Raw genomic sequence first — 16,061 nt, forward strand, 5'->3', positions numbered from 1 at the left:
AAATGCTTCGGAAAACTTACGTTGTTTCTTGATTAATTTTAAATTAGCTTTCATATAAATTGACTTTAGTGGTCAACCTATATCAGGGACGTACAAACCTATATCAGGGACGTACAACGTACAACCATTAACCATTAACCATTAACCATTAACCACTAACCACTCATCACTCATCACTAACTCCAAACTTTACCATTTCTTTACCTATAAAAAGTTTTAAAATTCCATAACTTGTCCTACATTTGCATAGATTGAGTAAAAAAACTACTCGTTTATGGGTTGGATGGCGGTATATGTCAAGAGCAGAGCGGAGAAAAAGGTGGCAGCACAACTTCAGCAGCAAGGAGTGGAGGTTTTTTGTCCTTTAAAAACAGAAATTCGTCAATGGAGTGATCGGAAAAAGAAACTCGAAGTGCCCTATTTCCCTTCCTACGTTTTTACAGCAGTACAAAATGAAAAAAGTAGGCTTTCGATTTTACAAACTAACGGCGTAGTGGGTTTTGTACATTGGTTAGGGAAACCTGCAGTCATTTCCGATGCTGAGATGCAGGAGGTGATGCGTTTTTTTGAGGCGTATCCAACCGAACAAATTTGTATCAATACATTCGAAACAGGACAACTTGTAGCTATAACGACTGGGATGATGAAAGGAAAAAGGGGGGAGATCCTCCAGCATTCTAAAAAATATGCCGTGGTGGCTATCGAGCAACTGGGTTTTGTGTTGCGTGTAAAAGTACCCAAAACCGCTATCAGCTAAAAAGCGATAGGGTTTAGAATAGATAAACTATAAAACTCACTGGGACTGAGGAGGCGAAGCCATGGGGGAAGTTAAGGGTTCAGGGTTCAGAATGAAGAGTTCAGCATAATTCCTTGAGCTGCTAAATAGTCTAAGTTTTTTAAACTGGCCTACTTTTAATTTCCGTAGAAATTGCCAAAGCGATTCGCAGAAAGGAATAGAAGCAAGGGACGAGTGAAACGGTTTCCCTTGCGTAAGTAAAGAATGGCTTTATAGCAATTCAAGGAAATTAAAATAAGCCTAGCGTTTTTTGTTTCTTTTTTTGGCAATGCAAAAAAGAAATAATAAAAATTATATCACTACGAGAAACAAAAGAATAAACAGCTTTAATCCTATGGATACTTCTGTCAGTTCGAGTTTTTTCTAAAAAAAAGTACTTGCCTGCCGTCGTCACTGACTCTGTTGAGGTATAGACCCGTAACACGAAAGCAGTCCACTGTCTGAAACCTGAAACTTGACACCTGAGACTTGAAACAAAACAAATATTTAAAAAGAGTTGAAAGGATAACAATAAACATAAAAATTCATAAACTCCATTAACCATTAACCATTAACCATTAACCATTAACCCCTAACCCCTGACAACTAAACATGCTCGAAACCTTAATCAGTTCAAAAACCCGTATCAAGCTTATGGTGAAATTCTTTTTAAACAGCCAAAGCCGTGCCTATTTACGAAGTTTGGAAGCGGAATTTGGAGAAAGTACAAATGCCATCCGTTTAGAACTCAATCGTTTTGAAAAAGCAGGAATGCTGTACAGTGAAAAAGAAGGAAATCGAAAGTACTTTCAAGCCAATACCCAACATCCACTTTTTGGAGAGGTACAAAAAATCATGCGAAAATATGCCGGTATCGATCAAATTATAGAGCGGGTCATCTTGAAGCTGGGAAGTTTAGAAAAAGTGTATTTGGAAGGAAAGTGGGCAAAAGGCATTGAAAGCCTGGTAATCGATTTGATTTTAGTGGGTAATCATATCGACAGAAATTACCTCACCGAATTATTAGTAAAAGCCGAAGGTATATTAGAAAAACAGATTCGTTATGTACTCTTCGAAGAAGGAAAAGAAAAAGCTTATCTCCAAGCAAAAAAAGAAAAGCCTTTGTTAATTTGGCATCAATAGAGCAATGAATTCGTTTTGAAAATTTATCAAAGTTTATAACTTATGTTAGGTTGTCACTTCGAGTGATTTCTGCAATGCAATGGAGGAAATAGTATCGAGAAGTGGTATAAATAGATAACCCACACGTCACTGCGAGGAACAACGAGACGAAGCAGTTTCAGTCCTGAGAAAACTACTGTCAGTTCGAGTTTTTTCTAAAAGAAAAAGTATCGAGAACTAGACAGTAATTGAGTAACACTTCTCGATTTGCCTGTCCTGGTTGCTGAACACTTGTGCTGAGCTTGTCGAAGTAAGGGGATTGAGGGGTGTGTTTTGTGAAAAATAAGTGAATAAATGAAACAGTGAAGAGTAAATGAAAACAGAAAACTAGTAAAACAATAAGATTTTATAGTGATATCACTGGACAAGAATAAAAAATTAGTTTATGAAAAATATTGATCATTTAAAAAACAAAAAAGTATTAGTGACTGGAGGAGCGGGATTCATCGGTTCCAACCTCTGCGAACTCTTGGTAGAAAATCAAGTAAAAGTCACCTGCTTAGACAATTTTGCAACAGGTCATCGACATAATATTGAGTATTTATTATCACAAGAGAACTTTCAGTTGATAGAAGGGGATATTAGAGACTTGAAGACATGTCAAAAAGCATGTCAAGATCAAGATTTTGTATTGCACCAAGCGGCCTTGGGATCAGTGCCTCGTTCCATCCAAGACCCCATTACCAGTAATGAAGTAAACGTAAGCGGGTTTTTAAATATGTTGGTCGCGGCTCGTGATCAAGGCGTCCAACGTTTTGTATATGCTGCAAGCTCTTCTACATACGGGGATTCAAAATCACTTCCAAAAATAGAAGATAAAATAGGGAAACCCCTTTCTCCGTATGCGATTACTAAATATGTAAATGAGCTTTACGCAGATATATTTAAAAAAACTTATGATTTAGATTGCGTAGGCTTAAGGTATTTTAATGTCTTTGGAAGAAAACAAGATCCCAATGGGGCTTATGCTGCAGTGATCCCAAAATTTGTCAAACAATTGATGAGCTATGAAAGCCCGACGATCAATGGAGATGGCACTTATTCAAGAGATTTTACTTACATCGACAATGTGTTGCAGATGAATGTACTTGCGATCACTACGGATAATAAAGAAGCCTTAAATGAAGTATACAATACTGCTGTAGGAGACCGAACCACCATCAAAGGCATGACAAAATTATTGCGTGATGTATTGGGAGAGTACGATGCAAAAATTAAAGAAGTTGAAATTAAACACGGACCTGTTCGTCAAGGGGATGTGCCACACTCTTTAGCGTCTGTCGATAAAGCTAATAATCTACTAGGTTATCATCCGACTTATAAATTTGAAGAAGGTCTAAAAGAAGCCGTCAAATGGTATTGGGAAAACCTGTAAAATTTCCTCTATAATAACCTTGTCACTTCGAGTGATTGCTACAATAGGAGCAATAGTATCGAGAAGTGATGTATATTTGCCACTTATATTTTAACATCATTATTTCTTAACTACAAAATTTCTTAACTACAAAAAAATGAAAAACCATAAAATCGCTATTATCGGCTTAGGCTATGTAGGGCTCCCATTAGCAAGACTTTTTGCTACCCAATACCCAGTCGTGGGTTTTGATATCAATAAAGCGAGGGTAGCAGCGCTTCAATCGGGTAAAGACAGTACGCTGGAGGTCGAAGATGATTTGCTGCAAGGAGTCATACGAAAAGAAAATCCAATCAGCAATAATTCTAAAAATGGACTTTTTTGTTCTACGAATATGCAAGATATTAAAGATTGTAATGTATATGTGGTTACTGTGCCCACACCTGTCGATCAAAATCATCGCCCGGATCTAACCCCTTTGTGTAAAGCCAGCGAAACTGTGGGGAAAGTACTCCAAAAGGGGGATATCGTGATTTACGAATCTACCGTTTATCCTGGGGCTACGGAAGAGGAGTGTATTCCGATTTTAGAAAAAGTAAGCGGTTTAACATTTAATGAAGACTTTTTTGCAGGTTATTCCCCGGAACGAATCAACCCAGGGGATAAAGAACACACCGTAGAAAAAATATTAAAAGTAACTTCAGGTTCTACCCCCGAAATTGGAAAACAGGTAGACAATTTATACAAATCAGTCATTACGGCAGGTACGCATTTGGCTCCCACCATCAAAGTAGCGGAAGCAGCCAAAGTGATTGAAAACTCGCAACGGGATATCAATATTGCTTTTGTCAACGAATTGGCAAAAATATTCAATCGCTTAGAAATTGATACCCATGCGGTGTTGGAAGCGGCGGGTACCAAATGGAATTTCTTACCCTTCAAGCCAGGTCTAGTAGGAGGGCATTGTATCGGGGTCGATCCTTATTATTTGGCACAAAAAGCACAAGAAATAGGTTATCATCCGGAAATCATCTTAGCAGGGAGAAGGTTAAATGATTCGATGGGAGATTATGTGGCGAGTGAGGTCGTAAAGCTCATGATCAAAAAGGACATCAAGATAAAAGATGCTAAAATCTTGGTGATGGGAATGACCTTTAAAGAAAATTGTCCCGATGTCAGAAATACCAAAGTGGTGGATGTCATCAAAAGTATCGAAGATTACGGTACCAAAGTCACTATTTTTGATCCATGGGCCAATCCAGAAGAAGTACAACATGAATATAACCTCACATGTTATCCTGAACTTATTTCAGGATCCCATCAAAACTATGACGCCATAATACTCGCCGTCGCACACAACCAATTTCTAAACATCGACTTAAATACTTTGAAAGCAGAAAAAGCAGTAGTTTACGATGTAAAAGGTGTTCTAGGAAGTAAAGCAGATCTAAAATTATAAAAATATTTCCTTTTCAAAAAAGAAGGGATTAAGGGGTTTATTAACAAAAGAACTAATTTAACCCATAACCATCTACCATTATATCATCGATGCCCAAAGACCAATCTTATAAAAGACATTTAGCAAAAACCATCACTTGGCGAATCGTAGGGACCATAGATACCATTGTGCTTTCTTGGATCATTACTGGAAACCCACTTACAGGCCTCAAAATTGGGCTTTTTGAAGTAGTCACCAAAATGATTCTCTATTTTTTGCACGAAAGAGTTTGGTTTAAAATTAACCTCACAAAGGAGGGTAAGGTATTAGAAAGCAGGAAGCGGCACATTGCCAAAACGGTCACTTGGCGATTGGTAGGAACGCTAGATACCATGACTTTAGCTTGGATCATCACAGGAGATCCTCTAACAGGTTTAAAAATTGGGTTTGCCGAAGTAGTCTCCAAGATGATATTGTATTACCTTCATGAGCGTGTGTGGTATAAGATGAATTATGGGCTAGGTAAGAGAAATGAAACAATGGAGGGGTGAATCGATGAAAGATAAAAAGATGCTGAAACCAGTTCAGCATGACGGTTATAGTTATAGGGTCATTATTTCAAACCCTCACGTCATCCTGAACCTGTTTCAGGATCCCTTTACAAAAAGAATAACAGTTTCAGCGTGATGTATAGGACCAATCATATTAAGAGAAATTTATCCAGTTTAAATAAAAAATTATAGATGAAAGCGTGAATAAGTGAAACAGTGAAAATATGAATAGTGAATAGCTCACAACCTCACATGTTTACAGATTCACCAACTCACCAACTCACAAGTTCATACACTTACACATTTTCAACCTCACAAAAAATGCAAAAAAACATCATCCCACATCACTATCAAATAACTAAAAAAGATAGGAATACCTTAAACCACCACAACTCTTTTTTACTATGGTTTACGGGCTTGTCGGGTTCTGGTAAATCTACCATTGCCAATGTAGTAGAACAAAAATTGTTTGAAAGGAAGATTAAGACCTATTCCCTAGATGGAGACAACATTCGTAAAGGAATAAATCAAGATTTAACTTTTCAACCTGAAGATCGAACCGAAAATATTCGTAGGATAGCAGAGATTGCCAGATTGATGATTGATGCAGGCTTAGTTACATTAGCTGCTTTTGTTTCTCCTTACAGAAAAGATAGGGAAAATATAAAAAATATTGTTGGTGAAGCTAATTTTATTGAAATTTACGTCAATACGAGCTTAGAAGAATGCGAAAAAAGAGATGTTAAAGGATTGTATAAAAAGGCCCGAGCTGGAGAAATTAAAAATATGACAGGGATTGATGCGCCTTACGAACCACCACTACATCCGTTTATAGAAATAAAAACCGAAGAAATGTCTGTAGAGGAGGCAGCATCTTTGATTATCGAAAAAATAAATGCTAAATTAAAATTAGGTTATGAGTAAGTACTATTTAAATTATTTAGACGAATTAGAAAGTGAAGCCATGTATGTTTTGCGTGAAGTGTGGGCACAATTTGATAACCCGGTTATTTTATTTTCTGGAGGTAAAGACTCGATTGTAGTCACCCACTTGGCTCAAAAAGCGTTTTATCCTGCTAAGATTCCTTTTGCTTTGATGCACGTCGATACAGGGCATAACTTTCCGGAAACCATAAAGTTTAGGGATGACTTAATTAACAAATTAGGCGCTAATCTCATTGTGGGTTCGGTACAAGAATCCATCGATCAAGGCCGTGTGGCCGAAGAAAAAGGAAAGAATGCGACACGTAATGCCTTGCAAATCACTACCCTTTTAGATGCCATCGAAAGCAATAAGGTTGATTGTGCCATTGGAGGCGGTAGAAGAGACGAAGAAAAAGCACGTGCTAAGGAACGTTTTTTTTCACACCGGGATGATTTCGGACAATGGGATCCAAAAAACCAACGTCCAGAATTGTGGAACCTTTTTAATGGAAAGCATTTTGAAGGAGAGCACTTTAGGGCTTTCCCTATCAGTAACTGGACCGAAATGGATGTCTGGAACTATATCAAAAGAGAAAATATCCAAATTCCATCTTTGTATTTCGCGCACGAGCGGGAATGTGTAAGGAGAAACGACTCATGGATTCCAAACTCCGAATTTTTAAAATTAGAACCAAACGAAGAAATAGTCTCAAAAAAAATCAGGTTTAGAACATTAGGAGATATCACCATTACCGGAGGAATAGAAAGTGAAGCGGATACCCTAGAAAAAATTGTCGACGAGGTTTCTACGATGCGCCAAACCGAAAGAGGAAACAGAAGTGACGATAAACGTTCAGAAACGGCTATGGAAGATAGAAAAAAACAAGGATACTTCTAATAATCATATAAAAAATTAAAAAATGATAGACAACAATCAATTATTAAGATTTACAACTGCCGGAAGTGTAGATGACGGAAAGAGTACTTTAATCGGTCGGTTGCTATACGATTCAAAATCGATATTCGAAGATCAATTAGAAGCAGTAGAAAACACAAGCAAACAAAAAGGCCATGCAGGCGTTGATTTAGCTTTGTTTACCGATGGTTTGCGAGACGAAAGAGAGCAAGGGATAACCATAGACGTAGCCTACCGTTATTTCACTACGCCTAAGCGAAAGTTTATTATCGCAGATACGCCAGGGCATATTCAATATACACGCAATATGGTGACAGGTGCTTCTACGGCCAACGCAGCCATTATTTTAGTCGATGCTAGGCATGGTGTGATTGAACAAACACGAAGACATGCGTTTATCGCTTCCTTATTGCAAATTCCACATATCATTGTGTGTATCAACAAAATGGATTTGGTGGATTATTCTGAGCAAGCCTATAACAAGGTGTTGGAGCAATTTGAAGAATTCTCTTCCAAACTTTTAGTAAAAGACATTCGGTTTATACCCATCTCTGCTTTATTAGGTGATAATGTAGTCAACCGTTCTCAAAACATGGATTGGTATCAAGGAGCTCCTTTATTACATACCTTAGAAAATATGCACATCAGTAGCGATATCAACAAAGTAGATGCGCGTTTTCCAGTGCAAACGGTCATTAGACCTCAAAGTGAAAAATTTATTGATTATAGAGGTTATGCCGGCAGAATTGCGAGTGGCGTGTTCCGAAAAGGAGACGAAATTACGGTCATGCCTTCTGGCTTTACTTCTAAAATTAAAACCATCGATACCCTCGATGGAGCATTGGAAGAAGCTTTTGCGCCCATGTCGGTTACCCTTACCTTAGAAGATGATATCGATATCAGCCGTGGGGATATGATTGTACGTTCTAATAACAAACCCGAACCGACACAAGATATCGAAGTGATGCTGTGTTGGTTAAATGATGCACCGGCAAAACCAAGAGCTAAATATACCATCCAGCATACTTCCAACGAACAAAAGGCTATGATCAAAGAGGTTGTCTATAAAATTGACATCAATACCCTAGATAGAAATAGTGAAGATAAAGCCTTGGATATGAATGCGATTGCTAAAGTGAAAATCAGAACCACCAAACCCTTGATGGTAGACGATTATCGCGAAAACCGAACTACAGGAAGTATTATTTTGGTAGATGATGCTACTAATGAAACGGTAGCCGCAGGAATGATTGTTTAAGGATGATTAAGAATCTTATAGTTTTTGGAACCAGACCGGAAGCCATTAAAATGGCTCCCTTAGTAAAAGAATTTAAAAAAAATAAAGATTCTTTTATCACTAAAGTTTGTGTGACCGCACAACACAGAGAGATGTTAGATCAGGTATTAGATTTTTTCGAAATCAAACCAGATTATGATTTAAACTTGATGAAACCAAATCAAAACTTACATCAACTAACAGCAGATATCATTTTAGATTTAAAGACAGTATTAGAAGATTTTAAACCAGATTACGTGTATGTACACGGAGATACTACTACCACTATGGCGGGAAGCATTGCGGCTTTTTACAGCGGGGCAAAAATTTGCCATGTAGAGGCAGGTTTAAGAACAAATAACAAACAATCTCCATTTCCGGAAGAAATCAATAGGCAGGTTACGGGAAGACTTGCAGATATTCATTTTGCGCCTACCCTTACCTCAAAACAAAATCTTTTAAAAGAAAATATTCAAGAAAACAGCATTTTAGTGACGGGAAACACAGTGATAGATGCATTATTGAATAGCGTAGAAAAAGTGAATAAAAAGCCAAGCGCACTGGTAAAAAAGTTGCAACAACAAATAAATGATGATAAAGTGATTTTGGTTACAGGTCATCGAAGAGAAAATCATGGGAAAGGTTTTGAAAATATTTGTAATGCACTGAAGGAGATAGCTTTGGAAAAACCAAAAGTCAAAATTGTATATCCTGTGCATCTCAATCCAAAAGTACAGGAACCGGTGAACCGTATCTTAGGAGAAGTAGAAAATATCATGTTGATAGAGCCTTTGGCTTATCAAGACTTTATTTGGCTGATGAACAGAAGCGAACTTATCATTACGGATAGTGGAGGTGTACAGGAAGAAGCGCCAAGCCTAGGAAAACCGGTCTTAGTCATGCGGGATACCACCGAACGACCTGAAGCCGTAGAAGTGGGTACGGTAATTTTAGTAGGTACCGATACGGATAAAATTGTAGCCGAAACCTTGAATTTATTAAACAACCAAAATCGCTTCGAAGAAATGAGTAAACTCCATAACCCTTATGGCGATGGAAAAGCCTGTGAACGTATTGTAGCGCATATCCGTTCTTTACATACCCAAGCATTGTTATAATTTTAAATTGAGATATCTCATTCTGAATGCACTCCTCCTGAGTTCTCAGGAGTGGGAAAAGTGAAGAATCTTTGTAAAACAATAAAAATTGTCACTTCGAGCATTGCATGCGGCAGGCAGGTGATTCCGAGCATTCGGATTGTACTTGCCTTTAGTAGGTAGAGACCCTTAACCGGAGATTGGTTGAGAAGTGCTTTGAAATTCACAATCTGTTCTCAATCCATTTTTAATACAGCTATACTTTCTTAAAAATACTAGAACTGACAAGTCACACCTAATGTATGACCTAAAGCAGAATCCCAACAAGGTCACCATAACAAAGACAACAGCACAATAAAAAAACGGAGTACCTTTGCTCCCTAAAATGAGTAGACAAATGCAACCAAAAGTAACGACCATAGGACTAGGCTATATCGGCCTACCTACTTCCGCCTTAATTGCCGATAATCAAATCCCAGTGTACGGGGTAGATGTCAACCCTTCAGTGGTAAAAACCATCAATCAAGGAAAAATCCATATTGTAGAACCCGAATTGGATGCGGTTGTCGCAAAAGCAGTGAAGAATAATTTCTTAGAAGCAGGGACAGTAGCCAAAAAAGCAGATACCTACCTCATTGTCGTGCCAACACCCTTTAAAGGTAATCACGAACCGGATATCTCCTATGTAGAAGCGGCGACCAAAGGCATTATTCCCTTATTGAAAGAAGGGGATTTGTATATTATTGAATCGACCTCACCTGTAGGAACGACCGAAAAAATGATGAAACTCATTTTTACAGCACGCCCAGAACTGAAAGGAAAGATATTTTTGGCCTATTGCCCAGAACGCGTTTTACCTGGTAATGTCATGTATGAACTAGTACATAACGATCGCGTGATTGGTGGTGTCAATGAAACAAGTACCCAAAAAGCCGTCGATTTTTACCGCCAGTTTGTTAAAGGGGAATTGCACGCAACCAATGCGCGTACCGCAGAGATGTGTAAGTTAACGGAGAACTCGAGTAGGGATGTCCAAATCGCTTTTGCGAATGAGCTGTCTTTAATTTGCGATAAAGCAGGGATTAATGTTTGGGAACTCATTCATTTGGCCAATAAACATCCACGCGTCAATATCTTACAGCCCGGTTGTGGGGTAGGAGGTCATTGCATTGCAGTAGATCCGTATTTTATTACTTCAGAATTCCCAATGGAATCACAAATTATCGGAAAAGCGAGAGAGATCAATAACTATAAAAGCTTTTGGTGTGCCGAGCAGATTAAAAAAGCAAAGCACGAGTTCCAGTTAAAACACGGTAGAAAACCCGCCATTGCTTTAATGGGCTTAGCCTTTAAACCTAATATCGACGATTTAAGGGAATCTCCTGCCAAATACATTGTTCAAAAAGTATTGCAAGACGCACAAGATGAAGCTTATTATATTGTAGAACCAAATATCAAAACCCATCAAGTGTTTAAGATCACCGATTATAAAGAAGCTTTTCAAAAAGCAGATATTGTAGCTTTTTTGGTAGCTCATGATGAATTTAAAGATTTTCCTAGAGAAAATAAGGTTGTTTTAGATTTTTGTGGGATATATAAATAATAAAAGATGAAAAGAGTATTAATCACCGGCGGGGCAGGCTTTATCGGAAGTCATGTGGTTCGTTTGTTTGTCAATAAATATCCGGGATATCATATCTATAACCTCGACACCTTAACCTATGCAGGTAATTTAGAAAACCTCAAGGATATCGAACAAAAAAAGAATTATTCGTTTCTAAAAGCCGATATCAATGATGTGGAGGAAATGGATAAGTTGTTTCAAACACACCAATTCGATGGGGTGATTCACCTGGCTGCAGAATCCCATGTCGATCGTTCCATAACCGACCCCTTAGCTTTTGTCAAAACCAATGTGCTAGGAACCCTCAGCTTATTGGAAGCGGCAAAAAAGCAATGGCAGTCCGATTTTTCAGGGAAACGATTTTACCATATCAGCACCGATGAGGTCTATGGGACACTAGGAGAAACGGGTTTGTTTACGGAAGCCACCAATTATGACCCCAATTCTCCTTATTCAGCATCCAAAGCAAGTTCCGACCATTTTGTAAGGGCTTACGGAGAAACTTATGGGTTGCCTTATGTGATTTCCAATTGCTCCAACAATTACGGACCGAATCAGTTTCCAGAGAAGTTAATTCCGTTGTTCATCAATAACATCACCCACAAACAAGCCTTACCGGTATATGGTGATGGCAATTACACAAGGGATTGGCTGTATGTGATTGACCATGCGGTCGCTATCGATTTAATTTTCCAGCAAGGAAAAAACAGGGAAACCTATAACATCGGAGGCTTTAACGAATGGAAGAACATCGATTTGGTTAAATTACTCTGCCAGAAAATGGATGAGAAATTAGGAAGAGCTGCTGGTGAAAGTGAGCAGCTTATCACTTTTGTCAAAGACAGGCCGGGACATGACTTACGTTACGCCATTGATGCCTCAAAAATATACCGAGAATTAGGTTGGAAACCCAGTGTTACCTTTGAAGAAGGTCTTGTCAAGACGATAGATTGGTATTTGGAGCATGAAACCTGGTTAAAAAATGTAACTTCAGGCGATTATCAGAAGTATTATCAGAAACAGTATAAATAATCAGATTGCACGGATTTTAAACGGATTGCAGGGAGAACAAACGAAGGGGAGACTAGACGAAAGGGCGAATAGGAGACGGGGTGACTGGAAGAACAAGCGAGGGGAGAAAGGGTGACTTGGAGAAAAAGTCAAGAAGAAAATGAAAAGGCGCGTATAATCGAGGATAAAAATTCCAATAACATGGCTAAAATTGCATCACATCGTGAATTAAAAGTTTATCAGCTTTCATTTGAAGCCGGGATGGATATATTTCATTTGACAAAAACTTTTCCAAAAGCAGAAACCTATTCATTAACCGATCAGATCCGTCGTTCATCACGATCGGTATCGGGAAATTTAGCTGAAGCATGGAGAAAACGCAGATATGAAAAAGCATTTGTAGCAAAACTTAGTGATGTCGAGGGCGAAGCTGCTGAAACCCAGACGTGGTTAGACTATGCACATGCGTGTAAATATATAAACATAAAAGAATATAAACAGATTAATGAGAAGTATGAACACATTCTTGGGATAATTGTAAATATGATTGTCAATAAAGAAAAGTGGATACTTTGATGACAGAAAGTACAAGTGTTAGGCGAAAGGGAGACTAGGAAAAGGTGAGGCTAAAGAACCAATCAACACACTCATCGTCCCATCACCAAGTCTCCAAGTCAAAAACGAATATTAAATAAAACCGATTAGCAAAATTTGCGATCATTCGCATAAACTAGTAACTACATGAAAGGAATTATCTTAGCCGGCGGCTCCGGCACACGACTACACCCGCTCACGTTAGCAATCAGTAAGCAGTTATTGCCAGTGCATGATAAACCGATGATTTATTATCCATTATCAACGTTAATGTTGGCAAACATACGAGATATACTTGTGATATCAACACCCAACGACTTACCTTTGTTTAAAAAACTATTAGGGGATGGAAGTCAATTTGGGATACGGTTAACTTATGCAGAACAGCCTTCTCCCGATGGCTTAGCACAAGCCTTTTTGATAGGGGAAGATTTCATAGGAAACGATGATGTATGCTTGGTTTTAGGTGATAACTTATTCTATGGACAAGGATTTCCGAAACTACTAGAAAAGGCAGTAGTGAGTGTAAAAGAGCAACAGAAAGCTACAGTATTTGGATACTACGTAATGGATCCTGAACGCTATGGGGTAGCGGAATTTGATGAACATAAAAATGTGATCAGTATCGAGGAAAAGCCTAAGAAACCCAAGTCTAATTATGCGGTGGTGGGCTTATACTTTTACCCGAATTCAGTCGTTGAAGTTGCCAGACATGTAAAACCTTCTCATCGTGGAGAATTGGAGATTACTTCAATCAATCAAGTCTATCTAAAACAAGAAAATCTTACTATTGAGTTATTAGGAAGAGGTTATGCTTGGTTGGATACGGGTACGCACGAAGCATTGAGTGAAGCAACCCAATTTGTACACGCCATCGAAAAGCGTCAAGGATTAAAAATTTCATGCCTTGAAGAAATTGCATGGCGGAAAAAATGGCTAACAAAGAAGGGAATTTTAGAAACAATTAAAGATAAAAAAGGAGATTACTTTACCTACCTTAAGAAAATTACTGCTTAAAGATAAATTGATTGAGTACACTTAGAAATAAAACAGCAACTGCTTTAGCTTGGGATCTGTTTGGTAATTACGGAGGCCAGATTTCAGGCTTTATCATTTCCATTTTTTTAGCACGACTGTTAACACCCGAAGACTTTGGTTTGGTAGGCATGTCCATGGTCTTTATAATGGTATTACAAATTTTTAAAGATTTTGGGTTTGCCTCAGCCCTCATTCAAAATAAAGAAAATACATCGTTGACCTATTCTTCGGTATTTTACATCAACTTATTGGCAGGTGCATTGTTAACAGCTCTATTATACTTTGCAGCACCACTCATAGGTGACTTCTATGAGAACCAAAAAATAGTGCTTATAGTTCAATTACTGTCCATTACCTTTTTTATCAATAGTTTCAATATCGTGCAAAGCACTATTTTACGACGAACACTTGATTTTAAAAAATTGACCATAAGGGACTTAATTTCTCAAGTGATTGCTGGTATGGTAGCTGTTGTGTTGGCTTTTCATGAGGTAGGGGTATACGCCTTGGTAATTCAACAAATTTTAGCAGCCATTATTCAGACTATGCTGCTATGGAAGTTAACGGACTGGTATCCCAAATGGGAGTTTTCCTTTGCAGAAGTCAAAAAATTGACTGGATTTTCAGCCTATGTTTTTGCGGCACAAAGTGTAAGTCAATTGATTCTGCAAGTGGATACATTAATAATTGGTAAATTGTTTAGTCCGGCAACGTTAGGTTTTTTCTCAAGAGCAAATAGTCTAAACACATTGATTAATAAAAACTCTTCAACTACATTGACCAAAGTGTTTTTTCCGGTTTTAGCTTCTATACAAGATGATGACCAACGTTTTCAAAAAATATTTTTAAAAGTGATACACCTTGTATCAGTGATTTCTGTATTTTTAACAGGTGTTTTTTATTTAATTGGTGAAGAGTTGATTATTGGACTGTTTGGCGAAAAGTGGGAGCCATCCATCACGATTTTTAAGATTTTAATTATTAGAGGCTTCACATATCCCATTAGCGCGATAATTGTCAATGCTTTTTTGGCAAAAGGAAAGTCAAAACAAAACTTTCATTATGGCAATATCCGTAAAGTATTAAATCTATCCCCAATAATTGTGGCATTTATTTATGGATTTATACCCTTTTTATATGCCATGCTGGTAGTCTCAATTTTAGCGTGGATTCTCAATATCTACTTTACCAAACGAAGCTTACACATACCATTCATAGCACAAATAAAAGTTGTTTTACCTAATTTATTGTTTACTATTGGGGTTGTATTTGTAATAGAATATTTATTCCCTCAAGAGTTTAATTATTTAATAACTATCGTAAAAGCTATTGTTTTCTCTACACTTTTTTGGATATTTTTGCGTATGTCAAAATCAGATGTGATTAATGAATTTATTTATTACAAAAAAAAGATATGGAAAAAATCAAAAATATAGTAAAAATAATTGCACGAAAAATATTACCTGGAAACTCACCTAATTTTATCATTATAGGGGCTCAAAAATCTGCTACAACCTCCTTACACTACTATCTAGATCAACATCCTGATCTAATTGGTAGCAAACAAAAGGAATTACATTTTTTTGATAGACTCATGCATCATGGGTATAGACTAAAATGGTATAAGAAAAATTTTATAAATTTTAGCTTAAAGCCAAAGATTTTTTTTGAATCTACTCCAAGTTATATTTATCACCAAGAGGTTCCTTTGCAGTTAAAATCCACTTTCCCTACGATAAAATTAATTTTAATTCTTAGAAACCCTGTTGATAGGGCATTTTCTGCGTGGAATATGTATAAAAGTATGTTCCCTGAAGAAGAAAGACATCGTATTATGAAAGAGCCTTTACCAAACAAAGTAAATCCTATTTATTCCTATTTCTATGATGGAAGGTCAGAATTCCCTAATTTTAGTGAAACGATAGAAATAGAAAAAAAAATAATGCTTAAAAATACTGAAAAAGAGCCTGCTATATTACGTAGAGGGCTCTATTATGATCAACTTCAAAATTATTATAAATATTTTGATAAAAATGAGATACTAATTTTAGGGTTCAAGGACTTGATTGAAAATTTGGAGGAAACGCTAAAATTATGCACAAGGTTTTTAGATGTTAGTGATTTTGATTTTAAAAATGTTGATAAAGAACCTAAGAATACAAGAAAGTATAATAATAAGATGTCAGATAAAGAAAGAGATCTTTTAACAGACTTTTATCAAAAACCGAATGAAAAATTGTTTGATCTTTTAGGGTATAGACCTAATTGGTAAAGATTGGGA

The 16,061-nt window shown here is 37.2% G+C and carries 15 protein-coding genes; all 15 read left to right on the forward strand.

Going from position 1 to position 16,061, the window contains the following annotated elements; translation table 11 throughout:
- Positions 1-274 precede the first annotated feature (274 nt).
- Positions 275-757, forward strand: coding sequence for a UpxY family transcription antiterminator (locus DNG35_RS11410; RefSeq protein WP_111129287.1), 483 nt, complete (start codon positions 275-277; stop codon positions 755-757).
- Between the two features lie 630 nt (positions 758-1,387).
- A complete protein-coding gene (locus DNG35_RS11415; RefSeq protein ID WP_111129289.1) occupies positions 1,388-1,918 on the forward strand; it encodes an ArsR family transcriptional regulator in 531 nt (176 codons plus the stop codon).
- A gap of 424 nt (positions 1,919-2,342) precedes the next feature.
- Positions 2,343-3,332, forward strand: coding sequence for an SDR family oxidoreductase (locus DNG35_RS11420; RefSeq protein ID WP_111129291.1), 990 nt, complete (start codon positions 2,343-2,345; stop codon positions 3,330-3,332).
- Positions 3,333-3,468: 136 nt separating this feature from the next.
- Positions 3,469-4,770: a nucleotide sugar dehydrogenase gene (locus DNG35_RS11425; protein ID WP_111129293.1), complete on the forward strand. Its 1,302-nt coding sequence runs from the start codon at positions 3,469-3,471 to the stop codon at positions 4,768-4,770.
- Positions 4,771-4,859: 89 nt separating this feature from the next.
- The gene (locus DNG35_RS11430) at positions 4,860-5,300 is read left to right on the forward strand and encodes a DUF2061 domain-containing protein (RefSeq protein ID WP_111129296.1); all 441 of its coding nucleotides are present in this window, start codon (positions 4,860-4,862) and stop codon (positions 5,298-5,300) included.
- Positions 5,301-5,621: 321 nt separating this feature from the next.
- Positions 5,622-6,224: an adenylyl-sulfate kinase gene (gene cysC / locus DNG35_RS11435; protein ID WP_111129298.1), complete on the forward strand. Its 603-nt coding sequence runs from the start codon at positions 5,622-5,624 to the stop codon at positions 6,222-6,224.
- The gene (cysD, locus tag DNG35_RS11440) at positions 6,217-7,122 is read left to right on the forward strand and encodes a sulfate adenylyltransferase subunit CysD (RefSeq protein ID WP_111129300.1); all 906 of its coding nucleotides are present in this window, start codon (positions 6,217-6,219) and stop codon (positions 7,120-7,122) included. Before cysC ends, cysD begins: the two co-directional genes overlap by 8 nt.
- A gap of 22 nt (positions 7,123-7,144) precedes the next feature.
- Positions 7,145-8,398 (forward strand): sulfate adenylyltransferase subunit CysN, encoded by a 1,254-nt coding sequence (gene cysN, locus DNG35_RS11445; protein ID WP_111129302.1) that lies wholly within the window; start codon positions 7,145-7,147, stop codon positions 8,396-8,398.
- A gap of 2 nt (positions 8,399-8,400) precedes the next feature.
- Positions 8,401-9,534, forward strand: a complete 1,134-nt coding sequence (gene wecB, locus DNG35_RS11450) for a non-hydrolyzing UDP-N-acetylglucosamine 2-epimerase (protein WP_111129304.1) — start codon at positions 8,401-8,403, stop codon at positions 9,532-9,534.
- Between the two features lie 376 nt (positions 9,535-9,910).
- The gene (wecC, locus tag DNG35_RS11455) at positions 9,911-11,116 is read left to right on the forward strand and encodes a UDP-N-acetyl-D-mannosamine dehydrogenase (protein WP_111129306.1); all 1,206 of its coding nucleotides are present in this window, start codon (positions 9,911-9,913) and stop codon (positions 11,114-11,116) included.
- Between the two features lie 6 nt (positions 11,117-11,122).
- Entirely contained in the window at positions 11,123-12,169 is a 1,047-nt protein-coding gene (rfbB, locus tag DNG35_RS11460; RefSeq protein ID WP_111129308.1) for a dTDP-glucose 4,6-dehydratase, read from the forward strand.
- Between the two features lie 180 nt (positions 12,170-12,349).
- Positions 12,350-12,724, forward strand: a complete 375-nt coding sequence (locus DNG35_RS11465) for a four helix bundle protein (RefSeq protein WP_111129349.1) — start codon at positions 12,350-12,352, stop codon at positions 12,722-12,724.
- Between the two features lie 165 nt (positions 12,725-12,889).
- Positions 12,890-13,759: a glucose-1-phosphate thymidylyltransferase RfbA gene (gene rfbA / locus DNG35_RS11470; protein WP_111129310.1), complete on the forward strand. Its 870-nt coding sequence runs from the start codon at positions 12,890-12,892 to the stop codon at positions 13,757-13,759.
- Positions 13,760-13,770: 11 nt separating this feature from the next.
- Positions 13,771-15,216: a lipopolysaccharide biosynthesis protein gene (locus DNG35_RS11475; RefSeq protein ID WP_111129311.1), complete on the forward strand. Its 1,446-nt coding sequence runs from the start codon at positions 13,771-13,773 to the stop codon at positions 15,214-15,216.
- Positions 15,195-16,052 (forward strand): sulfotransferase, encoded by an 858-nt coding sequence (locus tag DNG35_RS11480; RefSeq protein ID WP_111129313.1) that lies wholly within the window; start codon positions 15,195-15,197, stop codon positions 16,050-16,052. The genes DNG35_RS11475 and DNG35_RS11480 overlap by 22 nt, the downstream gene beginning before the upstream one ends.
- The last annotated feature ends 9 nt before the right edge of the window (positions 16,053-16,061 follow it).

This window comes from Mesonia sp. K7, assembly GCF_003233725.1.
In the GTDB taxonomy this organism is placed as follows: Bacteria; Bacteroidota; Bacteroidia; order Flavobacteriales; family Flavobacteriaceae; genus Mesonia.